This is a genomic window from Leifsonia sp. AK011, assembly GCF_013410945.1.
Classification (GTDB): Bacteria; Actinomycetota; Actinomycetes; order Actinomycetales; family Microbacteriaceae; genus Rhodoglobus.
In genome coordinates this window covers 89,902-110,820 of the sequence record NZ_JACCCH010000001.1, presented here as the reverse complement: position 1 = coordinate 110,820, position 20,919 = coordinate 89,902, and the positions used below count along the sequence as shown (strand labels likewise).

Genomic DNA, 20,919 nt, shown 5'->3' with positions numbered 1-20,919 from the left:
CCTACCGCACAGCCTGCACACCGTTCCACCGCAGCCCCCAGTCGACGAGCGGTTGCATCGCACGCATGAGGTCGGTGCCGCGTTCCGTCAGCGCGTAGCGCACCTGCACGGGCACGGTGGGGATGACCTCGCGGGCGATGAGCCCTGAGGCCTCGAGCTCCTTCAGGCGCTGGGCGAGCATCCGGTCGGAGAGCCCCTCGACCCGGGCGAGGATCTCGCTGAAGCGGGTAGCTCCAAGGTTGAGCGCCATGAGGATGCCGGAGCTCCAGCGCTTGCCCACCTCTTCGACGGACTCCTGGAACCGGCGGCATTCGTCGTCGTAGATGTGTGTCATCGTTTCGGTCACTTACTTATTGTAAGCCACTTACGGGCAACTTGGTGAGGCGAACCAACAGGAGCAAGCTGGTCTCATGCCTGATTACGGTCACTCCCTCCAGTTCGGCGTCTTCGTCACGCCCACCGCTGCCGCTCCGCAGCAGCCCGTTGCTCTCGCGCAGCTCGCCGAGCAGCTCGGGTACGACCTCGCGACCTTCCAGGACCACCCCTACCAGCCCGCTTTCCTCGACACCTGGACCCTTCTCTCCTGGGTCGCGGCAAGCACCGAGCGCATCACGGTCTCAGGAAACGTGCTCAACCTGCCCCTCCGCCAGCCCGCCGTGCTCGCACGCTCGGCGGCGAGCCTCGACCTGCTCTCGGGCGGCCGTGTCTCGCTCGGCCTCGGCTCCGGCGCGTTCTGGGATGCGATCGACGCGATGGGTGGCGGTCGACTGACGGCGGGTGAGGCCGTCACGGCGCTCGACCAGGCCATCGACGTGATCCGTGGCGTCTGGGACGCCGGCAACCGGGGCACTCTGCGCGCGGGGGGCGAGTTCCACTCCGTGAACGGTGCCAAGCGCGGGCCGGCTCCTGCCCATGACATCCCGATCTGGCTGGGGGCGTATAAACCCAGGATGCTGCGGCTCACGGGCACGAAGGCGGACGGGTGGCTGCCGTCCCTGGCCTACCTCCAGCCCGGCGACCTCGAGAGGGGCAATACGACCATCGACAGCGCTGCAACGGACGCGGAACGAGACCCCCGCGAGATCCGCAGGCTGCTCAACGTCGGCGGCGACCTGGGTGTGAGCCAGATGGTGGACCTTGCGCTCGAGAATGGCGTCGGCTCGTTCATCCTTGCCGCCGACGACCCCCGCGCCATGCAGGCCTTCGCCGACCTCATTCCGGAGGTGCGCGAGCAGGTTGCGGTCGAGCGTGAGAGCAAGGGCACCGCGCGGGGTCCGGTGCGCAACACGATCGCCCTGGCGAAGCGTCGCGACGGCATCGACTACGACGGTGTGCCGGCCTCGCTTGCCTCCGACGCCGTCGAGCCGGGGGATTCGCGCTACTCGCGCATCCGCAACGGCTACATGCGCGGTGGCTCACCCGGCATCATCCTGCGCCCGGGAACGCCTGCCGAGGTCGCCGATGCGCTCGCCTTCGCGCGTGAGCACCGTGACGTGCCGCTCGGCATCCGCAGTGGTGGCCACGGGGTGAGCGGCCGTTCGACCAACGACGGCGGCGTCGTGATCGACCTGCGCAAGTTCGACACCATCGAGGTACTCGACGAGGCCTCACGTCTCGTGCGCATCGGTGCTGGTGCGCGGTGGGGGGATGTCGCGGCCCGCCTGTCCCAGCACGGCTGGGCGCTCTCGTCAGGTGACTACGGCGGCGTGGGCGTCGGCGGTCTCGCGACCGCGGGAGGCATCGGATACCTCGGCCGCGAGCACGGCCTCACCATCGACCACCTTCGCGGTGCCGACGTCGTGCTCGCCGATGGAACGCAGGTCCGGGCATCCGCCACCGAGAACGCCGACCTGTTCTGGGCGCTGCGCGGAGCCGGGGCGAACTTCGGGGTCGTGACATCCTTCGACTTCCAGGCCGACGAGGTGGGTGACGTCGGATGGGTGCAGCTCGCCTACGACGCCTCAGACCTCGAGGGCTTCCTGGAACGGTGGGGTGCCGCGCAGGAGGCGGCGCCGCGGGATGTCACGACCTTCCTCCTCATCGGACGCTCCAGCGGCTCGCAGGTCGTCGCCCAGCTCATGGGTGTCGTCGACAGCGACGACCCGGACACCATCATCGAGCGCCTCCAGCCGTTCGCGCAGATCGGCCCCCTGCTCCAGCAGGAGGTCGTCGTGAAGCCCTACGCGGCGGTCATGGCCAACACTGTGCCGGGCGACCAGCACGGGCAGGGTGAGCCCGTCGCGCGCTCGGGGTTCGCGAAGCACCTCACCCCAGAGCTGTCGGGGGCGCTCGCCGAGTTCATCCGCGGGGGAGCGTCGTACTTCTTCCAGATCCGCTCCGTGGGCGGTGCCGTCAACGACGTCGACCCGGATGCCACGGCCTTCGCCCATCGCGACACCAACTTCGCCATCACGACCCTGGGCAGCAGCCACAGGAGTCTCGACCCGGCATGGGACTCGATCGTGTACCCGCACCTCGATGGGCTCTACTTGAGCTTCGAGACCGACCTGCGGCCGGAACGGCTGGAGGACGCCTTCCCGTCGGCGACCCTGTCGCGGCTGCGGGAGCTCAAGTCGACGTACGACCCGACGGGGCTGTTCCGCGACAACTTCGCGCTGGGTGCTGCCGCGGGTTCGGCCACGAACTAGGGCGGCCACGGTGGTGAGGTTTCGATAACGCCGGGGCTTCGCCCGCGGCTACTCAACCCACTGAGACCTGCTGGTTGAGTAGGCCCGCGAAGCGGCCGTATCGAAACCCCACCGACGTACTACCTCGGTCGCGGCGCTCATCCCACGAGGGGCAGGCGACTCTCCGCGACAGGCTCCTCCGCACGCTCCACCGTCGCCACGAACACGTCCGCGTCATCCGCGTCCCAGTCGTCGATGTCGGCGAGCCACGCGGACACGCGGGTGAGGGGGTTACGGGGTTCATTTCGGGTGCGGGTCACGATGCTCCATCCGTTCAACTTCTCCCAAGGAGACGGGCCTGAGCCCATCTCATGACGCAGTTCAGGGAGCGCTTGTCTACAGCCCGTAGAATTAGCGGGTGCCCGCCGACCTCATCCACCTCGTCCGTCATGGCGAGGTGCACAATCCGGAGGGCATCCTCTACGGCCGCATCCCCGGGTATCACCTGAGCGAGCTCGGCCACGAGATGGCTGCCGTTGCGGCGAAGAGTCTCGAGGGTCGTGACATCCGTCGCCTGATCGCAAGTCCGCTCCAGCGCACCCAGGAGTCCGCGAAGCCGTGGGCCGACCTGTTCGGCCTGCCGATCGAGTCCGACGAGCGGATCATCGAGCCGCACAACTGGTTCGAGGGCAAGCGGATGCGAGAGGCCATACGTCGACCGTCTGCATGGCCCCGCCTCGCCAACCCGTTGCGCCCGAGTTGGGGCGAGCCGTACACGAGCGTTCTCACGCGCATGTTCTCGGCCATCGACGACGCCTGGCGTGACACCGTCGGGGGCGAGGTCGTGCTCGTCAGCCACCAGATGCCCATCGTGACCGTCGCGCGCAACGTTGCCGGCCTTCGCCCGTTCCACGACCCGCGCAAGCGCCGCTGCACCCTCTCGAGCATCACCACCCTCCAGCGCGACGGCGACCGGTTCATCGAGGTCGACTATCAGGAACCTGCGCGAGAGTTGCTGGCACGATCCATCGACCTGGGAGCAGTGTGAGACTTCGTATGATCGCGGTCGCTGCAGCCGCGACCGCCCTCGTCCTCGCCGGTTGCACGAGCAACGACGGCCTCGCCGACCAGTACTCCGAGGGCAGCGGCCAGGGTTACATCTCCGGTGACGGCGCCTACACGGAGATCCGCGCGAGCGATCGCAACGACCCGATCGTCTTCAGCGGCACCGACGAGAACGGCAACACCATCTCGAGCGACGACCTTGCTGGCTCCGCCTACGTGGTCAACTTCTGGTACGCGAGCTGCCCGCCCTGTCGAGTGGAGGCGCCCGATCTCGCCGAGCTCTCCCTCAAGTACGACGACGTCCCGTTCGTGGGCGTGAACATCAGCGACTCGGCGGATGTCGCGCGCACCTTCGCGACCACGTTCGAGATCCCCTACCCGAGCATCCTCGACGCCGACACGGCCTCGGTGCAGCTCGCGTTCGCGGGGTCCGTCGCACCGAACGCGGTTCCGACGACGATCGTGGTGGATGGGGAAGGACGGGTGGCGGCACGCATCAGTGGGCTCATCCGTGACCCGAGCATCCTGGCATCCATGATCGACACGGTTCTCGCCGAGGGCCCGCAGTAGTGGGCCCCGGAGACCTCGTCAGCGACGGCAGCCTGCTCGTTGCGCTGCCCATCGCGCTCGCGGCGGGTCTCCTCGCGTTCCTCTCACCCTGCGTACTCCCGCTCGTGCCCGGCTACCTCGGGTACGTGAGCGGCATCACCGATGGTGGGGATGCCCGGCGCTCCCGCACGGTGCTCGGCGCGGCTCTCTTCGTGCTCGGGTTCAGCGTGATCTTCCTCGGGGTCGTCGTGCTCGGCAGCACGGTTGGCGTGTTCTTCCTGCAGTACGGCGGCATCATCGAGCGGATCGCCGGTGCCCTCGTGATCGTCATGGGGCTCGTGTTCATCGGCCAGGTCACGTTCCTGCAGCGCACCCTCAAGCCGAGCTGGAGCCCCGCGACGGGTCTCGCGGGCGCGCCGCTGCTCGGTGCGGTCTTCGCCATCGGCTGGACCCCGTGCATCGGCCCGACGCTCGTGGCCGTGACATCCCTCGCCAGTTACCAGGGCGACCCGGGGCGAGCCGCGATCATCGGGCTCTTCTACTGCCTGGGGCTCGGCATCCCGTTCGTTCTCGTCGCGCTCGGCCTCGGTTGGGTCGCGAGCTCGGTCGCGTGGGTCAAGAAGCACATCCGCCTGATCAACATCATCGGAGGGTCGCTTCTCGTGCTCATCGGCCTGCTCATGGTCACCGGCCTCTGGGGCATCGCGATGTCGCATCTGGGGGTGATGATCGGTGGATTCCTCCCGGCCCTCTGACCACTACGACGCTGACGCGGTGCTGCCGGGCGATCCGGCACCCGAGAAGATCACGCAGCCCAAGCTGAACGCCGTCGGGTACCTCCGGTTCTTCTGGCGGCAACTCACGAGCATGCGCACGGCGCTGTTCCTCCTGCTTCTGCTTGCCATCGCCGCGATCCCCGGCTCGCTTGTTCCCCAGGTCTCGTCCGACCCGAACGGCGTGATCCAGTACAAGGCGGCGAACCCCGAGATCTCCGAAGTGCTTGATGCCCTCGGCGTCTTCAGCACCTACACCTCCGTGTGGTTCTCGGCGATCTACCTCCTGCTCTTCATCTCGCTCATCGGCTGCGTCATCCCCCGTACGAAGCACCACTTCGATGCCCTGCGCGCCCGCCCACCCAAGACCCCCGCAGACCTCTCGCGCATGTCGGCGTTCGAGACGCGCGAGACGACGGCGGATGCCGAACTCGCGCTCGACCAGGCCGAGAGGCTCCTCCGTTCCCAGCGCTACCGGGTGCAGCGTTACGGCCAGTCAGTGAGCGCGGAACGCGGCTACCTGCGCGAGACGGGCAACCTCGTTTTCCACACGGCCCTCATCGGCGTTCTGCTCGCCGTGGGCATCGGCGGCGGCTTCGGCTATTCGGGCCAGCGCGTCGTCGTGGAAGGTCAGGCGTTCGTCAACTCGCTCGCGAGCTATGACTCTTTCAACCCCGGCCGGTTCTTCACGGACTCCGCACTCACCCCGTACCGCATCCAACTCGACTCCTTCGAGGCGACGTACGAGGAGGAGAACTTCAAGGCCTACGGCCAGCCCACCGACTACGTCGCAACCGTGACGACCACCCTGCGCGGCGGCGAGTCGGAGCAGCACCGCATCAAGGTCAATGAGCCGCTCTCCATCGGTGGCACCACGGCCTACCTCCTGGGCAACGGGTACGCGCCCCTCCTGGTGTTCCGCGATCCCGAGGGCACCGCGGTGTTCTCGCAGCCCGTCGCGTTCCTCCCGCTCGACCAGAACCTCTTCAGTCGCGGCATCATCAAGATCCCCGATGGCCTCGACGAGCAGGTGGGCGTGCAGGCGCTCCTGTATCCGACGACCTTCCCGCTCGCCAACGGCACCTTCACCTCGAGCCACCCCGACCTGCGCGACCCGACTGTCAGCCTCGAGGTCTACGTCGGCGATCTCGGTCTCGACGGCGGCCAGGCCACGAACGCGTACTCGCTCAATACCGACGAGTTGACGCAGGTCGCAGGCCGCGATGCGCCGCAGGAGAGCATCCGTCTCGCCCCCGGGGAGACCGCAGATCTGCCGAATGGTCTCGGCACCGTGGAGCTCGTGGACATCCCGCGATTCGTCTCCCTCGACATCCACCACGACCCTTCGCAGTTCTGGGTCGGCCTCTTCGCCGTTCTCGTGGTGGCCGGTCTTGTGTCGAGTCTCTTCGTCGCGCGGCGTCGCGTCTGGGTGAAGGTCGTGCCCGGTGCGGATGGCACGATCACCCTGCAGTACGCCGGCCTCGCGCGCGGCGACGACCCCCGACTCGAGCAGGCCGTGACAGACCTGGCGGAACGACACAACGAAAGGCTTAAGGTGGACGAGTGATCGAGACCCTGGAGTCCTACTCCCTCATTGCCATCTACTCGGCGATGGGCGTGTACACGATCGCGTTCATCATGTTCGCGCTGGACCTGTCGCGGCGTTCCGTGGCAACGCCGGTTGCGGCATCCGAGCGCGTGACGCGCGCCGTTCTGAACGGTTCGACGGCCGTCCTCGAGAAGCCGACGGATGCCCCGGCCAGAACCCCCGGCCCGCGCTACCTCCGCGCTGCCATGGCCCTCACGGTGCTGGCCTGGGCACTGCACGTGACGGGTGCCGTGCTGCGCGGGCTCGCCGCAGGCCGCGTCCCGTGGGCGAACATGTTCGAGTTCTCCCTCACGGCCACCGCGATCGTGGTCGGGGTGTTCCTCCTGGTGCAGGTCTGGCAGGACCTCCGCTTCCTCGGCACGTTCATCACGGGCTTCGCGCTTATCGGCCTCGGTGTCGGAACAGTCAACTTCTATGTCGCCGTCGTGCCCCTGCCGCCAGCACTGCAGTCGCCATGGCTGGTCATCCACGTCTTCGTTGCGACGCTCGGCACGGGCTTCTTCGCGCTCGGGGCCGCGCTCTCGATCGTCCAGCTCCTCAAGTCGCGGCGCGCGGCCGGCCCGAAGTTCCTGAACACGCTGCCCACAGCGGACCGCCTCGAGAACCTCGCCTATCGCCTCAACGTCGTCGGCTTCGTGTTCTGGACCTTCACCCTCATCGCTGGCGCCATCTGGGCCGAGCGCGCCTGGGGTCGCTACTGGGGCTGGGACACGAAGGAGGTCTGGACGTTCATCATCTGGGTCATCTTCGCCGGCTACATCCACGCACGGGCGACCCGCGGATGGCGCGGCTCCCGCTCGGCATGGCTCGCGATCATCGGCTTCACCGCCATCCTCTTCAACTTCACGATCGTCAACCTCTTCTTCAAGGGCCTGCACGCCTACAGCGGGCTGTAGGGACGCGAAAGTACTTTCACCCGGCACATATACTGGGGCAATAGGTGACTCAGCCTCGATAAAGGATATGTGATGGCTCGCTCTGTCCGGCGTGTGTTAACCCTCGTGATGGGCGCAGCATTGGTCATGGCAATCGTGTTGCAACCGAGTGTTGCGGGTGCTGCCACCCCATCCCTCCGGGGATCTTTCGATTTCGTTGCCGGGCCTACCCAGAACACCGTGATCGTAATCGAGGTGTTTGATGAAGAGGGCTCTCGCGTTCGCTCGACACAGCTGACCTCTACGGCGAGGACTTTCGAGTTCTCGGGTCTGCCAGACGGACAGTACACAGTGAGTGCGTTCGCCGTGGATGGTCCTCGCGAATGGGGGCGCGTCTACGCGGGCGGGGTCGGGTCTCGTTCGGCAGCGAACGTGCTGACGGTGACATCCTCGGCAACCACGGTGGTGCCGGTTATGACCCTGGCGCCGGCGGCGCGACTCACCGGCACCCTTCGTCCGCCCGATACGGGTGTGACGATGCTCCCCGGCGGCAGCGTTGAGGTGTATCGAATGATCGAGGGCACCGAGGACTTCGAGTTCTACGACTCCTTTGAGGCCGAGAACACTCGCGGGCTGTACACAAGTCACTACCTCCCCGCCGGCTCGTACAAGGTTCGAGGAGTGAGCGCGTATTCGCAGCTGGCACCCACCTGGTGGACGGGCGGACGGGGCAGCTACGCGTACGCCAGCGCTGAACGTATCGATCTATCTAACGGCAGTGAGGTGGAGATCGACATGATCGTTCTCGGCCCCAGTGCCGCGATCGAGAGAATAGCTGGACCGAACCGATGGGAAACGAGCGTTGCGCTCTCACAACGCCTCTTTCCGGCGAGCGGACCGCAGGGGCAGCCAGCCAAGACTGTACCCGTCGTGTACGTGGTCAGCGGCGAAGACTTCCCCGACGCTTTGAGTGCGGGACCCGCCGCGCACCGACTCGGCGGGGGGATGCTGCTGTCGCCCCGGGATGCGGTGCCTGCCGTGGTTGCATCCGAGATTCGGCGGCTCAGGCCCGAACGCATCGTCGTTGTCGGCGGCGAGCCGAGCCTCTCGACAGCGGTCTTCAGCGAACTCGCGACCATCGCACCGACAGAGCGCATCGCCGGGGCCAACCGGTACGAGACGTCGCGGCGGGTCGTACGGGATGCCTTCATAGCTCGATCTGGCGGTGCCGCCACAGTCTTCGTCGCGACAGGAAGCAAGTTTCCGGATGCCCTTGCCGCAGGCCCCGCGGCCAGCAAGGTTGCAGCGCCCGTGGTGCTCGTCCCCGGCACGTCGGCGGCCGCGGATGCGGCAACCACTGCACTCATCACCGAACTTCACGTTCGGGACGCGTACGTCGTCGGGGGTGCCGACTCGGTCTCGGACGGAATTGCGGGCTCCTTGCGGATGGCGCTCTCGGGTGAGCTGACAAGGGTCGCGGGGGCGAACCGATACGTCACGGCCGCCTCACTGAATGCGAAATTCTTCACGAGTTCCGAGAGCATCTACCTTGCCAGTGGGACGAGTTTCGCTGATGCACTTGCCGCGGGGGCGCTCGTGAGCGCCGAGGCAGCTCCGCTGTACCTGATGCAACAGAACTGCGCGCCCTATGTCATCGAGACTGAGCATCAGCGCTTGGACGCGTGGCGCCTCGTGCTTGTGGGTGGGCCAGACCGAATCGCCCCGTGGGACATTAGCGGTCCGTACTGTTGAGCCTTCCTGCTGGGCCGGGAGTGCCTGAGGTCGCTAGTGCGGCGCCAGGTGCCTGTAGTCGCAACAAAGTCATCCCACCGAAAAGGTCAGTTGCGTGAGCATACGTCATTCTTGGGTCCTTCTCTGTGCGATGCTGCTGGCCCTCACAGGCTCCGGGGCGGTGGCGCCCGCCGCCATGGCTGGGGATGCCCCTGAGTACGGAAGCATCACGGGCCAGTTGAGTTTCACGGAGGAGCCAATTGGTTCCATCACAGGTTTCGTCAAGGGGATCGGCTATCTCGACGAATCTGCCGGGAGGGTCGACTATCTCTACGGCGAGTTCGACGTCGTCGATGGCAGCTTCGAATTCGCCAACGTGAAGCCGGGTTCATGGGAGGTGCGCATCAGTGCCACCTCCGATGGCGTCCAGTGGTCGCCGATGTACGTTGCTGGCGTTCCCCTGCAATCTCAAGCCGCCACGATCACCGTTCGTGCGGGGGAGACATCGGATGTAGGCACCATTGCCTTGCACCGAGCGCCCAAGGTGGAGGGCGTCATCTCTGCACCACCTGGGACACCCAAGGTGGCCGTCTTCTACCTTCAGAACGGCACCACCGGCGAGTTCGAGTGGTTCACGAATACCGTCACGGACGAATCCGGTGCTTTCGCGGAAGGTCTCCTCGTCGAAGGAACCTACCGGATTCAGATGAGATCCGATCCTGACCTTGCGCCGCGATGGTGGCCAGACGGTCGCACGATGGCGGATGGGCAGGATGTCGTGCTAACCGAGGGACAGGTCCTCGAGTTCTCCGGATCTCTCACACGTCCTCGCTACCCGATGACGATCCTGCCGCGCATAGCAGGCAGTGATCGGTTCCAAACAAACGTCGCAGTCTCCCGCGAGCTGTTTCCGCCCTCGACCGATCCCTTCGAGATTCCCGTTGCGTACGTTGTTAGCGGGGAGAAGTTCCCCGACGCCCTCGTTGCTGGTCCCGCCGCCCACCATGAAGGGGGTGTCGTTCTGTTGTCCCGTCAAGGCGAGATTCCTGCATCGACGTGGATCGAGCTCAATCGACTTCGCCCTAAACGCATCGTGGTGCTCGGCGGCGATTCGTCCGTGTCCGCCAGCGTAGTAGCAAGACTCGGAGAGATTGCTCCGGTCGAACGGATAGCCGGGGCCAACCGCTACGAGACGTCGAGGCTGGTGGCCGAGCGAGTATTTGCATGTGGGGCATCCCCTTGTATCGAACGCGTGTTTATAGCCACTGGGCGCGACTATCCCGATGCTCTCAGCGCATCCGCGCCAGCTGCCAAGTTGGGGTCGCCCATAATTCTCGTTGACGGCAAAGCGAGTGCGCTGGATGCTCCGAGCCGCGAGCTGATCTACAAGCTCGCCAGCCAGGGGGTCTACATCATGGGTGATTCAAAATCCGTTTCCGACGGAATCGAGGCGGGCACGCTCCAGCTGCCTGATGCATCGACACGGATAGGCGGGCCCAACCGCTTCTGGACCTCCTTGGGTGCTGCGCAGCGGTTTTTCCCCAAGGCGGACGACGTCTTGCTGACGACGGGTCTGGGATTCGCTGACGCACTCTCGGGGGGTCCGCTGGCCGCTGCGAAGGGCTCGCCCATGGTACTTACTCGTCCCAACTGCGTCTCGCGGGGGATGGCCGGTCTGCTCCAGAGCCTGGACGTAAGCCGACTTCGGTTCCTCGGCGATTCAAATTCGGTGCAGGACAACGTGCTCGACACGATCTGCGACTGAAGCGAAGGGCTAGCTGCGTCACTGGGCTACGTCCCACTCACTCGGCGGGCAGCAACCGCAGGCAGCGCTCTAGCCGGGCGCGCCACCAGCGCGTGCGGTCCGCGGTGGCCGCGTAGCGGTCGAGCAACTCGGGGGAGGGCACAACGCGGCGCACGGCTAGGGCGCCGTCGATCGGGGTGAGCGGGGCATCCGTCACGTCGGCGGCCAGCAGGCTCGCGGTGGCGAGGCCGCAATCGAACTCGAGCGTAGGCAGCGCTGCGGCGAGGTGCAGTCCCATCGAGAGTCCGACGGATGTCTCGAGCGCGCTGGAGACCACCACGGGCAGCCCGACCTCCGACGAGATCGCGAGAGCCCGCGCGATCCCGCCGAGCGGCTGCACCTTGATCACGAGGATGTCGGCTGCCCCAGCCCGAGCGACCGCAAGGGGATCCTCCGCCTTCCGCACACTCTCGTCCGCAGCGATCGGAATGCCCATGTACTTCACCCGGCGCCGCAACTCGGCGAGTTCCTCCACGGTCGCGCACGGCTGCTCAACGTACTCGAGGTCGTAGGGGGCGAGCGCATGGATGGCGTGTTCCGCTTCATCCACATTCCAGGCGCCATTCGCATCGACGCGGACGCGACCCTCCGGGCCGAGCAGAGCGCGCACCGCGGCAACCCGCGCGACGTCGTCCTCGAGGGTCTGACCGGGTTCGGCGACCTTCACCTTTGCGGTGCGGCACCCGGGGAACCGCGCGAGCGTCTCCGGCACGAGATCGGCAGTGACGGCGGGCACGGTGGCGTTCACACGAACCGAAGACCGCGCGGCGACGGGCAGCTCAGACCACCCGAAGTCGATCGCCGCCGCGAGCCACGTCGCCGCTTCGGGGTCGCCGTACTCGACGAACGGCGAGAACTCGGTCCACCCCGACGGGCCCTCGAGCAGCATCGCCTCCCGCGTCTCGATCCCGCGAAAGCGCGTCACGAGGGGCAGTGCGACGACGCGGGCCGTGCCGAGGAGCTCATCCAGAGGGGGGTACATGACCCCAGTCTGTCTCGTCGGCTCGCGTTATGGTGGTCTCGTGACCCTTCCCGGCGAGACAGACAACGCGCCGATCAAGGTCGTGCCCATCTACCTCGACCCGATCGTCGAGGAGGAGGCACCGGTCGCAGCGGCCCCGGCATCCCCCGCCCCGGAGCCCGTGCCCGTGACGCGCCGCACTGGTCTCGTCGGCGTTTTTGCCTTACTCACCGCCATCGCCACGGCGGTTCTCCTGGGCGTTTCGGTGAGCGTCGCCTCCTCGGGAGCGGATGACGCGGGCACAACCCTCGCGTGGGTCACCATCGTCTGCTCGGTCGTCGCCGTCGTCGCGGGGCTCGTCGCAGCGGTCTTCCGACTTGGTCGGGCGACCGGCATCGCGGCGATCATCCTCGGCATCCTCGCCAACCCGTGGCTGCTGGCCACCGTGCTCGGCGCCCTGACTCCCTGACCTGCTGGCGCAGCCCGCCTAGGCTGGGTATATGACCCAGGTCTCCGAACTGTTCGACGCCGATCTGTGGCGCGATGTCGATGGCTTCGATGCCCTCACGGACATCACGTACCACCACGACGTGAGCGGCCGCGTAGCCCGTGTCGCCTTCAACCGGCCCGAGGTGCGCAACGCCTTCCGCCCGCACACGGTCGACGAGCTGTACCGAACTCTCGATGACGCGCGCCAGAACCCCAACATCGGCGTCGTGCTGCTCACCGGCAATGGCCCGAGCGCGAAGGACGGCGGGTGGGCGTTCTGCTCCGGCGGCGACCAGCGCATCCGCGGCAGGGAGGGCTACGAGTACCACGAGGGCGAGCATCCCACCGTCCGCCAGGGCAATGGCCGTCTCCACATCCTCGAGGTCCAGCGCCTGATCCGCACGATGCCCAAGGTGGTCATCGCTGTCGTTCCGGGCTGGGCTGCCGGCGGCGGCCACTCGCTCGCGGTGGTCTGCGACCTCACGATTGCCTCGCGCGAGCACGGCAAGTTCAAGCAGACGGATGCCGACGTCGGCTCCTTCGACGCCGGCTACGGCAGCGCGTACCTGGCGCGGCAGGTCGGCCAGAAGGTCGCACGCGAGATCTTCTTCCTGGCGCGGGAGTACGACGCGGATCGGGCCTACGAGATGGGGGCGATCAACGCCTCGGTTGCGCACGAGGAGCTCGAGTCGACCGCCTACGAGTGGGCCACGACCATCCTCGGCAAGTCGCCCACGGCGATCCGCATGCTCAAGTTCGCGTTCAACCTCGTCGACGACGGGCTCATGGGCCAGCAGGTCTTCGCCGGTGAGGCGACCCGCCTCGCCTACGGTACGGATGAAGCGGTCGAGGGGCGCGACGCGTTCCTCGAGAAGCGGGCGCCGGACTGGGGTCCGTACCCCTGGCAGTTCTGAGCCGATGACTCGTCCGCTCGCGGTCGTGCCCGCGGAGCCCCGCGCGGTGGCGCAGCAGCTGGCCGCGGCGCTGTCGGGTGATGGGCCGGCCATCTTGCCGCACGCCACCCCGTCTGAGCTCCAGGGCACGCTGCCCCATCTCGTGCCCCAGAAGGTCGCGGTCGTCGTCGAGACGAGCGGTTCGACGGGGCGACCCAAGCGCGTGCAGCTCTCCGCGGACGCGCTGCTGGCGAGCGCAGCGGCATCCGAGTCCGCCCTCGGTGGGCCCGGACAATGGATGCTCGCCCTCCCCGTTCACTACATCGCGGGTATCGCGGTGCTCGTGAGGGCGCTGGCCGCGCAGGTGCACCCCGTGTTGCTTGACCCCTCCGGCTTCACCGCGGAGCGCTTCGTGGCCGCCGCGCGTGAGCTCGATCATCCCCGGCGATTCGTGTCGCTGGTTCCCGCCCAACTCGCGCGCCTCGTCGAGAGCCCGGAGGCAGTAGAGGCGCTGCGCGGCTTCGAGCGTGTGCTCGTTGGGGGGCAGTCGATGCCTCCGGCCCTCGCCGCTCGGGCCAAGGGTCTCGTGCTGCCCGTGACGCGCACCTATGGGTCGAGTGAGACGAGCGGCGGCTGCGTGTACGACGGAGAAGCCATCGGTGACACGAGGGTGCGCATCGTGGATGGCCGCATCGAACTCGCGGGCAGCGTGCTCGCCGAGGGCTACCTCGACGACCCCGATCGCACGGCACGAGCCTTCCACGACGACGAGGGTCACCGGTGGTATCGCACGGATGACGCTGGCGAACTCACCGACGGAACCCTCCGCGTTCTCGGCCGCCTCGACGACGTCATCGTCTCCGGGGGCGTGAAGGTCTCCCTGGCCGCGGTGGAGCAGGTCGTGAGGTCGGTTCCCGGTCTCGAACTCGCCGTCGTGGTGCGGGCTCCGCATCCCGAGTGGGGGGAGACGTCCGTCGTCGTGAGCGAGCTTGGGGTGGAGCTCGACGATCTACGCCGTGCCGTGGCGGAACGCCTGGGCGCGCCAGCAGCGCCGACCAGGGTGGTGCTGGTCGATCGCATCCCGATGCTGCCCTCGGGCAAGCCGGATCGCCTCGCGCTGACGGCCTTCGCTCTCAGCTGATCCATAAGGTCGTACGGCGATCAGTGCCGCCGCGAGAAAGTAGGATTCCAACCGTGGCAGCCCCCAGACAGCAGCGCATCGATCCGAAGTCCGTCCCCGCCCCAAAGGCGCGCACCAGGAGCGGCCGACCCGGAGGCCGTCCGCCGGGTGCGCCGAAGGTCAAGAAGGCCACGGTCGGCGACTGGATCGGCGCTGCCCGCCCCCTCACGCTCCCGCTGTCGATCGCGCCCGTGACGCTCGGCGCCGCCAGCGCCTACGCGATCGCCCCCGACCGTGGTCCTGCCTGGCCATGGCCGCTCGCGCTCCTCTGCCTCGCGGTCGCCGTATTCCTCCAGATCGGCGTCAACTTCGCGAACGACTACTCCGACGGCATTCGTGGCACCGACAAGTACCGTGTCGGGCCCGCGCGGCTCACGGCGTCGGGTGCTGCCCGTCCGCGCACGGTGCTGACGGTTGCGCTCGTCTTCTTCGGGCTCGCGGCGGTCGCTGGCCTCGTGATCGTCGTGCAGACCGGCCACTGGTGGCTGCTCGCGGTCGGTGCGGTCGCCATCGTGGCCGCGTGGTTCTACACGGGCGGCAAGCGCCCCTACGGTTACAACGCGCTGGGCGAGATCGTGGCGTTCGTGTTCTTCGGGCTCGTGGCCACGATCGGTACGGCGTTCGTGCTGACCGGCGGCATCCCGTTCGACAGCTGGGTGGCGGGGTCGGCGATCGGTTCCTTCGCGGCCGCAGCGCTCCTCGTCAACAACATCCGTGATCGCGAACAGGACGCACTTGCCGGCAAGCGCACACTCGCGGTGCTCTTCGGCAACCTCGGCTCGCGCATCCTCTACGCGGTGCTCATGCTCGTGCCGTTCGTGCTGCTCGGCTGGTTCGTGCTGCTCTACTCGAACACGATCTTCACGTACTTCGCGCTGCTCGCGGCGGCGCCTGCCGTGCTCATCACGCTGCTCGCGAAGACGCCGGCGGAGCTCATCATCTCGCTCAAGCTGACGTCGGTCACCGCGCTCGGTTACGCGCTCCTGCTCGGCTGGGCGATCGGGTTCTGAGGCCTAGACGTCTTCGACGCTGGCATCGACATCGGATGCCGGGGCCTCCCGCCGCTTCGCGATGTCGAGTGCGACGGCATCCCGCAACCTGCCGAAGAAGATGTACGACACGCACAACCCGATGACCGCTGCGAGGATCGCCGAGATCCACCACTCGACGTTCAGGAGCATGAGCAGGGCGAAGACGGCGGCGAAGAGGCCGAGCCGAAGCAGCGAGTAGGTGACCCAGGGTTTCACCTAGCCAGTGTAGGCACCGGCTCCTGTGTAACGAACGTGGAGGGTGTACACGGCCTGCGAGCCTAGAATGACGCCATGGGACGATTGCTGATCTTCGGCATCGCGGCGCTGGTACTCGACGTGTTCGCGATCGTCGACCTCGTCGTGATCGACAGGTCGCGCGTTCGGGCGTTCCCGAAGATCTTCTGGGTGATCATCGTGATCGCCATCCCGTTCATCGGTGCGCTCCTGTGGTTCACCGTCGGGCGCGACTGGGGCCGCAAGCGTGGCCAGTCGAAGGTCGTGGCACCGGATGACGACCCCGAGTTCCTCCGCAGCATCCGGCTCGACGAGGAGCAGCAGGCGCGCATCCGCAAGCTCGAGCAGGAACTCGCCGATCTCGACGATGACCCAGACACCAAGAAGTGAGTCCCCGGCCACGACATTCAGCGTGGCCCTCTTGCGGGAGTTCGTGCGGCTCGGCGTGCGTGACGTCGTGCTCGGACCCGGTTCGCGGTCGCAGGCGCTCGCGCTGGCTGCGGCAGAGCTCGAACGCATCGGCGAGCTGAGGCTGAGGGTTCGCATCGACGAACGGGTCGGCGGCTTCCTCGCCCTCGGCATCGCCGTCGAGACGGGATCCCCCGTCATCCTCGTCACCACCTCCGGCACGGCCGTGGCCAACCTGCACCCCGCCGTGCTCGAGGCACATCACTCCGGCGTGCCCCTCATCGTCATCACCGCCGACCGCCCGGACTCACTGCGCGGCATCGGCTCCAACCAGACCACCGAGCAGCCCGGGATCTTCGGCGCGGCCGTGCGCCGCACGTGGGATGTCGCAGCCCCCACCGGCGAGCCCGGCGAGGCGGATGCCGCGGCCGCCCTCGCGCGCGAGGCACTGGCCAGGGCATCCGGCCCCGTCCACCTCAACCTCGCCTTCGCGGAACCGCTCTCGTCGCCCGTGACCCTCGAGCCGTCGGATGCTCCTCCGGTCGAGATCGAGCCGAAGGCCGCTCCTGAACCGCTCCTGCTGATCCCCGCCGCCGGCACCGTCGTCGTCGCGGGCACGGGCGCGGGGCCACGCGCCGAGGAGGTAGCCCGCGAACTCGGCGCGCCCCTGCTGGCCGAGGTGGCGAGCGGATCGCACTTCGGTCCGAACCTGGTGGTCGCCTACCGCGAACTTCTCGGGTCGGAGCTGGCGCAGCGCATCGACCGGGTCATCGTCTTCGGGCATCCCACGCTCAGCCGCGAGGTTCCCGCCCTCATCCAGCGTGACGGTGTCGAGACCGTCGTCGTGCGACACGCCTCGGCCGAGGACTACAACCCCGGCCGCCGGGTGCGCACCTACGCCGACGCGGTGGTCGTGCAGGGGGAGCCCGCGCCGCGCGAGTGGGCGGGGCGTTGGGTCGTGGCATCCCGCGAACTCATCACGCCCGTCGACACCGCGCCCGACATCGACGCGGATGCCGGCACCCACGCCCGCTCAGAGCTCGCGGCCGTGCGCGCTCGCGTCACCCGCCGCACGCTCGCGGAGGCGGTGTGGCGCGCGACGTGGCCGCACGACAGGCTCGTGCTCGGAGCATCCCGACTCATCCGCGAGGTGGACCGCGTGGCGCCGGGCAAACGCATCACGGTGCACGCGAACCGCGGTCTCGCGGGGATCGACGGCACGATCTCCACAGGCCTCGGCATCGCCCTCTCGAGCGGCGACAAGGGCACGACACGCGTGCTCGTGGGCGACCTCACCTTCCTCCACGACGTTGGTGCGCTCCTCTTCGGCGAGGGCGAGGAGCGGCCGCGCATCCAGGTGATCGTCGGCAACGACGGTGGAGGCACCATCTTCGACGGCCTGGAGGTCGCGGAGTCCGCGGGCGCGGCCTTCGATCGTGTGCTCTACACGCCCCAGCACGCGCCGATCGAGGCGCTGGCCGCAGCCTACGGCTGGGAGTACCGCCGGGCGGAGAACCGTGGCGCGCTCGACCAGGCACTCACCGCCTCGGCCGGTCCCACCATCGTCGAGGTGCCGCTGCCGCGGTAGGCGTAACGTGGCGCCATGAGCGCACACGATGTCGTCCTGCCCCTTAGTCCCGTGGACGCGGACTTCGTTCTCGCCGATCTCGATCCCGACAGTACGCCGGGCATGGAGAGCAAGAAGGCCGCCGAGAAGGAACTCGCGGCGGGGCGCGAGAGCCTCGACAGCTTGCAGGAGCGGCTGTTCGCCGAGAGCCGTTTCGGCGGGGAGCGCAGCGTGCTGCTCGTACTCCAGGCCATGGATACCGCGGGCAAGGGCGGCATCGTGCGTCACGTCGTGGGAGGGATCGACCCCCAGGGCGTGCACATCCACGCCTTCAAGGCCCCGACCGACGAGGAGAAGGAGCACGACTTCCTCTGGCGCATCCGCAAGCAGCTGCCGGGTCACGGGTCGATCGGCGTCTTCGACCGTTCCCACTACGAGGACGTGCTGATCCACCGCGTCCGTGGCTTCTCGTCGCCGGAGGTTATCGAGGAGCGGTACGGCATCATCAACGAGTTCGAGGCCGAGGTGGTGGCATCCGGCACCACCATCGTCAAGGTCATGCTGCACATCTCCAAGGAGGAGCAGAAGGCTCGCCTGGAGGAGCGGCTCGACCGCCCCGACAAGAACTGGAAGTACAACCCCGGCGATGTCGACGAGCGCCTGCTCTGGAACGACTACCAGGAGGCCTACCAGATCGCCCTGACGCGCACCTCGACGCCGGATGCCCCGTGGTTCGCCGTTCCCGCGAATCACAAGTGGTACGCCCGCTGGGCTGTGCAGGGGCTGCTCCTCGACGCGATGACGCGCCTGGACCCGCAGTGGCCGGCCGCGGACTACAACGTGGAGGCCGAGAAGGCGCGCCTCGCGGCGAGCTGACGCCACCCAGTGGGTTGAGTAGCCGCGGGCGTAGCCCCGGCGTCATCGAAACCTCACCACCGTGGCTGGTGTTGTTCGTGGGTGAGGTTTCGATGACGGCCGCTGCGCGGGCCTAGTCAACCCCCTGCCTTCGCCCTAACGCTCGAGCGCGTCGACCATCGGCCGGAACTTCAGGTCGGTCTCCGCGAGTTCCTTCTCCGGGTCTGAGCCGGCGACGATGCCGGCACCCGCCCACGCGGTCACGACACCCTCCTCATCGATGGACGCGCAGCGCAGCGCGATCGCCCACTCGCCGTCGCCCGTGCCATCCACCCATCCGACGGGTCCGGCGTAGCGGCCGCGGTCGCGGGGCTCGAGTTCGGCGATGAGCGCGAGCGCCGCGTCCGTGGGCACGCCAGCGACGGCAGCGGTCGGGTGGAGCGCCGCGACGAGGTCGAGGGCGGTGCGACCGTCGCAGAGCGAGCCGCGCACGTCCGTGGCGAGGTGCCACAGATTCGGGAGCTGGAGGGCGAAGGGCTCTGTGTTCATCACCCCGGTGGCGTGCGGGGCGAGCGAGTCGAGAACCCCGCGCACCGCGAGCTCGTGCTCCGAGCGGTTCTTGCGGCTGGCGCCGAGGGTGGATGCCACGGCCGCGTCATCCGTCGGATCCGCCAGCCGCCCCGCCGTCCCCGCCAGCACGCGCGCGGTCATCTCACCGTCACGAACGCGTACAAGAGTCTCGGGACTCGACCCGAGCAGGCCGTCCACGGCGAAGGTGAAGGTGTCGGGGTAGGCCTCGGCGAGTCGGGTGATCACCCACCGGCGGTCGGACATCGCCGGGATGCTCCCCACGAGGTCGCGCGCGAGCACGACCTTGCTCACCCGCCCGGCCGCGATCTCGCGCAGCGCGGCCTCGATGGAGGCGCGGTAGCCGTCCGGCGTGTGTGCTCCGGGCTCGAGGGGCGTGAAGCTTCCGGGGCCGAGCTGGTCGCGCGGCTGGGGTCCGAGCCGCTGCGAGGAGACGGGCATCCCGCCGTCCACGGTCGTGATCCACGACCGACCGTCGCGCCGACCGACGATCACGGAGGGGATGGTCAGCACGCTTGCCTCGGTCGAGGTGTCGGAGAAGGCGAAGCTGCCGAGTCCGACGAGACCCGTGCCGGGCAGGCCGACCTCGTCGTGCACGAGGGCAGCAGACGAGATGTCGCGCCACCACCGGGCGATGTCAGCGACGCGGTTTCCGCCGCTGTGCTGGTAGCGCGCTCGCTCCCCGAAGCCGATGATTCCGTCGCCGTTGCGGAGGAACACCGCGGGGCGCATCGGATGAGTCCACTCGATGAGCGACCCTGGATCGTCTATCGCCGTGGTGCGTACGTTGAGCACCGGCAATTCCACATCCTTAGCGTACCCGCAGCAACTGGACCACCCTCAGGAGTCGGCGGAGCGAACAGCCTAGACTTAGCGTGTGGCTCGAGCGGATATGGACAAGCGACCAGACGACGTCGCGGGCATGTTCGATGGCGTCGCGAAGCGCTACGACCGCACGAACACGATCCTCTCGGGCGGCAACGACCTCCTGTGGCGCGTCGCTACAGTGCGAGCGGTTGCGCCGGTCGCGGGTGAGCGCATCCTCGATATCGCCGCAGGCACGGGTGCGAGTTCCGCAGCTCTCGCCAGGACTGGCGCGCGCGTTGTGGCCGTCGACATTTCCCCCGGCATGCTCGAGGTGGGTCGCAAGCGTCACAAGAAGATCGAGTTCATCGAGGCGGACGCCCTCGCTCTCCCTTTCGGAGATGACGAGTTCGACGCCGTCACCATCAGCTTCGGTCTGCGCAACATCGTCGACCCCAAGGCCGCGCTCGCCGAGATGTACCGGGTGCTGAAGCCCGGCGGTCGTCTCGTGATCTGCGAGTTCTCCCGACCGCCCGTCGCCATCCTCCGTGCTGGCTACAACACGTACCTCAAGTACGTCCTGCCCCTCGTGGCCGGTCGTGCCAGCTCCAACCCCGAGGCCTACGACTATCTGGGTGAGTCGATCCGGGCCTGGCCAGACCAGGGCGAGCTCAGCCAGTGGATCCGCGGCGCCGGCTTCATTCGAGTCGCCTATCGCAACCTCACGGGGGGTGTGGTCGCACTGCACCGCGGTCGTAAGCCCGTGGATGCGACGGTCCTGGCTTCCGTGGCTCGCCGCAAGAAGGCGACCCGCCCGATTCCCACCCAGCGGCGTTCAGCCGATGCCACGAAGCAGTAGCTTCACCACAAGAAACC

The 20,919-nt window shown here is 67.7% G+C and carries 21 protein-coding genes; 16 read left to right on the top strand and 5 right to left on the bottom strand.

What is annotated here, in order from left to right; genetic code table 11:
* Window position 1: 1 nt before the first annotated feature.
* Window positions 2-346, bottom strand: coding sequence for a helix-turn-helix domain-containing protein (locus HDC94_RS00560; protein WP_308495584.1), 345 nt, complete (start codon window positions 344-346; stop codon window positions 2-4).
* A 64-nt stretch (window positions 347-410) separates the two neighbouring features.
* On the opposite strand from HDC94_RS00560, the gene HDC94_RS00555 reads away from it, so the two are divergent.
* Complete coding sequence (locus HDC94_RS00555; RefSeq protein WP_179493902.1) at window positions 411-2,648, top strand: LLM class flavin-dependent oxidoreductase; 2,238 nt, start codon at window positions 411-413, stop codon at window positions 2,646-2,648.
* Window positions 2,649-2,785: 137 nt separating this feature from the next.
* Here HDC94_RS00555 and HDC94_RS00550 read toward each other — a convergent pair whose 3' ends face one another.
* Window positions 2,786-2,947: a hypothetical protein gene (locus tag HDC94_RS00550; protein ID WP_179493900.1), complete on the bottom strand. Its 162-nt coding sequence runs from the start codon at window positions 2,945-2,947 to the stop codon at window positions 2,786-2,788.
* Between the two features lie 98 nt (window positions 2,948-3,045).
* Between HDC94_RS00550 and HDC94_RS00545 the strand changes: the two genes are divergently transcribed.
* The 7 genes from HDC94_RS00545 (at window position 3,046) to HDC94_RS00515 (ending at window position 10,994) form a co-directional block, all read left to right on the top strand.
* The gene (locus tag HDC94_RS00545) at window positions 3,046-3,675 is read left to right on the top strand and encodes a histidine phosphatase family protein (RefSeq protein WP_179493898.1); all 630 of its coding nucleotides are present in this window, start codon (window positions 3,046-3,048) and stop codon (window positions 3,673-3,675) included.
* Window positions 3,672-4,262: a TlpA disulfide reductase family protein gene (locus tag HDC94_RS00540; protein ID WP_308495583.1), complete on the top strand. Its 591-nt coding sequence runs from the start codon at window positions 3,672-3,674 to the stop codon at window positions 4,260-4,262. The genes HDC94_RS00545 and HDC94_RS00540 overlap by 4 nt, the downstream gene beginning before the upstream one ends.
* Window positions 4,262-4,996, top strand: coding sequence for a cytochrome c biogenesis protein CcdA (locus HDC94_RS00535; RefSeq protein ID WP_179493896.1), 735 nt, complete (start codon window positions 4,262-4,264; stop codon window positions 4,994-4,996). Before HDC94_RS00540 ends, HDC94_RS00535 begins: the two co-directional genes overlap by 1 nt.
* Entirely contained in the window at window positions 4,974-6,581 is a 1,608-nt protein-coding gene (locus HDC94_RS00530; protein ID WP_308495582.1) for a cytochrome c biogenesis protein ResB, read from the top strand. The genes HDC94_RS00535 and HDC94_RS00530 overlap by 23 nt, the downstream gene beginning before the upstream one ends.
* Entirely contained in the window at window positions 6,578-7,519 is a 942-nt protein-coding gene (gene ccsB, locus HDC94_RS00525; protein ID WP_179493895.1) for a c-type cytochrome biogenesis protein CcsB, read from the top strand. The genes HDC94_RS00530 and ccsB overlap by 4 nt, the downstream gene beginning before the upstream one ends.
* A gap of 330 nt (window positions 7,520-7,849) precedes the next feature.
* Window positions 7,850-9,250, top strand: coding sequence for a cell wall-binding repeat-containing protein (locus HDC94_RS14715; protein WP_179493893.1), 1,401 nt, complete (start codon window positions 7,850-7,852; stop codon window positions 9,248-9,250).
* Between the two features lie 130 nt (window positions 9,251-9,380).
* Window positions 9,381-10,994: a cell wall-binding repeat-containing protein gene (locus tag HDC94_RS00515; RefSeq protein WP_179493891.1), complete on the top strand. Its 1,614-nt coding sequence runs from the start codon at window positions 9,381-9,383 to the stop codon at window positions 10,992-10,994.
* A gap of 37 nt (window positions 10,995-11,031) precedes the next feature.
* Here the strand turns inward: HDC94_RS00515 and HDC94_RS00510 are convergent, their stop codons facing one another.
* Complete coding sequence (locus HDC94_RS00510) at window positions 11,032-12,015, bottom strand: o-succinylbenzoate synthase (RefSeq protein ID WP_179493890.1); 984 nt, start codon at window positions 12,013-12,015, stop codon at window positions 11,032-11,034.
* Between HDC94_RS00510 and HDC94_RS00505 the strand changes: the two genes are divergently transcribed.
* From HDC94_RS00505 to HDC94_RS00490, 4 genes are read left to right on the top strand one after another with little or no spacing between them, the layout of a single operon-like run.
* A complete protein-coding gene (locus tag HDC94_RS00505) occupies window positions 12,014-12,463 on the top strand; it encodes a hypothetical protein (RefSeq protein ID WP_179493887.1) in 450 nt (149 codons plus the stop codon). The two genes, HDC94_RS00510 and HDC94_RS00505, sit on opposite strands and share 2 nt — an antisense overlap.
* 31 nt (window positions 12,464-12,494) lie before the next feature.
* The gene (locus tag HDC94_RS00500; protein ID WP_179493885.1) at window positions 12,495-13,397 is read left to right on the top strand and encodes a 1,4-dihydroxy-2-naphthoyl-CoA synthase; all 903 of its coding nucleotides are present in this window, start codon (window positions 12,495-12,497) and stop codon (window positions 13,395-13,397) included.
* Window positions 13,398-13,401: 4 nt separating this feature from the next.
* On the top strand, window positions 13,402-14,517 hold the full coding sequence (locus tag HDC94_RS00495) for an AMP-binding protein (RefSeq protein ID WP_179493883.1): 1,116 nt from the start codon (window positions 13,402-13,404) through the stop codon (window positions 14,515-14,517).
* Between the two features lie 53 nt (window positions 14,518-14,570).
* On the top strand, window positions 14,571-15,566 hold the full coding sequence (locus HDC94_RS00490; RefSeq protein WP_179493881.1) for a 1,4-dihydroxy-2-naphthoate polyprenyltransferase: 996 nt from the start codon (window positions 14,571-14,573) through the stop codon (window positions 15,564-15,566).
* A 3-nt stretch (window positions 15,567-15,569) separates the two neighbouring features.
* Here the strand turns inward: HDC94_RS00490 and HDC94_RS00485 are convergent, their stop codons facing one another.
* A complete protein-coding gene (locus HDC94_RS00485) occupies window positions 15,570-15,803 on the bottom strand; it encodes a DUF4229 domain-containing protein (RefSeq protein ID WP_179493879.1) in 234 nt (77 codons plus the stop codon).
* Window positions 15,804-15,878: 75 nt separating this feature from the next.
* On the opposite strand from HDC94_RS00485, the gene HDC94_RS00480 reads away from it, so the two are divergent.
* Genes HDC94_RS00480 through HDC94_RS00470 form a run of 3 tightly spaced genes read left to right on the top strand, consistent with a single transcriptional unit; the run spans window position 15,879 to window position 18,672 of the window.
* A complete protein-coding gene (locus HDC94_RS00480; protein ID WP_179493877.1) occupies window positions 15,879-16,211 on the top strand; it encodes a PLD nuclease N-terminal domain-containing protein in 333 nt (110 codons plus the stop codon).
* Window positions 16,189-17,817, top strand: coding sequence for a 2-succinyl-5-enolpyruvyl-6-hydroxy-3-cyclohexene-1-carboxylic-acid synthase (gene menD / locus HDC94_RS00475; protein WP_179493875.1), 1,629 nt, complete (start codon window positions 16,189-16,191; stop codon window positions 17,815-17,817). The genes HDC94_RS00480 and menD overlap by 23 nt, the downstream gene beginning before the upstream one ends.
* Window positions 17,818-17,832: 15 nt before the next feature.
* On the top strand, window positions 17,833-18,672 hold the full coding sequence (locus HDC94_RS00470) for a polyphosphate kinase 2 family protein (protein WP_179493873.1): 840 nt from the start codon (window positions 17,833-17,835) through the stop codon (window positions 18,670-18,672).
* Between the two features lie 135 nt (window positions 18,673-18,807).
* Here the strand turns inward: HDC94_RS00470 and HDC94_RS00465 are convergent, their stop codons facing one another.
* On the bottom strand, window positions 18,808-20,040 hold the full coding sequence (locus tag HDC94_RS00465; protein ID WP_374757279.1) for an isochorismate synthase MenF: 1,233 nt from the start codon (window positions 20,038-20,040) through the stop codon (window positions 18,808-18,810).
* A gap of 91 nt (window positions 20,041-20,131) precedes the next feature.
* Between HDC94_RS00465 and ubiE the strand changes: the two genes are divergently transcribed.
* Window positions 20,132-20,902, top strand: coding sequence for a bifunctional demethylmenaquinone methyltransferase/2-methoxy-6-polyprenyl-1,4-benzoquinol methylase UbiE (gene ubiE, locus HDC94_RS00460; protein ID WP_179498722.1), 771 nt, complete (start codon window positions 20,132-20,134; stop codon window positions 20,900-20,902).
* Window positions 20,903-20,919: the final 17 nt, after the last annotated feature.

Excerpts from the sequence above, each read along its gene's own strand:
- HDC94_RS00500 (WP_179493885.1), top strand. The coding sequence starts at position 12,495 with ATGACCCAGGTCTCCGAACTGTTCGACGCCGATCTGTGGCGCGATGTC.
- HDC94_RS00555 (WP_179493902.1), top strand. The coding sequence starts at position 411 with ATGCCTGATTACGGTCACTCCCTCCAGTTCGGCGTCTTCGTCACGCCC.
- HDC94_RS00470 (WP_179493873.1), top strand. The coding sequence starts at position 17,833 with ATGAGCGCACACGATGTCGTCCTGCCCCTTAGTCCCGTGGACGCGGAC.
- ubiE (WP_179498722.1), top strand. The coding sequence starts at position 20,132 with ATGGACAAGCGACCAGACGACGTCGCGGGCATGTTCGATGGCGTCGCG.
- HDC94_RS00495 (WP_179493883.1), top strand. The coding sequence starts at position 13,402 with ATGACTCGTCCGCTCGCGGTCGTGCCCGCGGAGCCCCGCGCGGTGGCG.
- HDC94_RS00510 (WP_179493890.1), bottom strand. The coding sequence starts at position 12,015 with ATGTACCCCCCTCTGGATGAGCTCCTCGGCACGGCCCGCGTCGTCGCA.
- HDC94_RS00505 (WP_179493887.1), top strand. The coding sequence starts at position 12,014 with ATGACCCCAGTCTGTCTCGTCGGCTCGCGTTATGGTGGTCTCGTGACC.
- HDC94_RS00480 (WP_179493877.1), top strand. The coding sequence starts at position 15,879 with ATGGGACGATTGCTGATCTTCGGCATCGCGGCGCTGGTACTCGACGTG.
- menD (WP_179493875.1), top strand. The coding sequence starts at position 16,189 with ATGACCCAGACACCAAGAAGTGAGTCCCCGGCCACGACATTCAGCGTG.
- HDC94_RS00515 (WP_179493891.1), top strand. The coding sequence starts at position 9,381 with ATGCTGCTGGCCCTCACAGGCTCCGGGGCGGTGGCGCCCGCCGCCATG.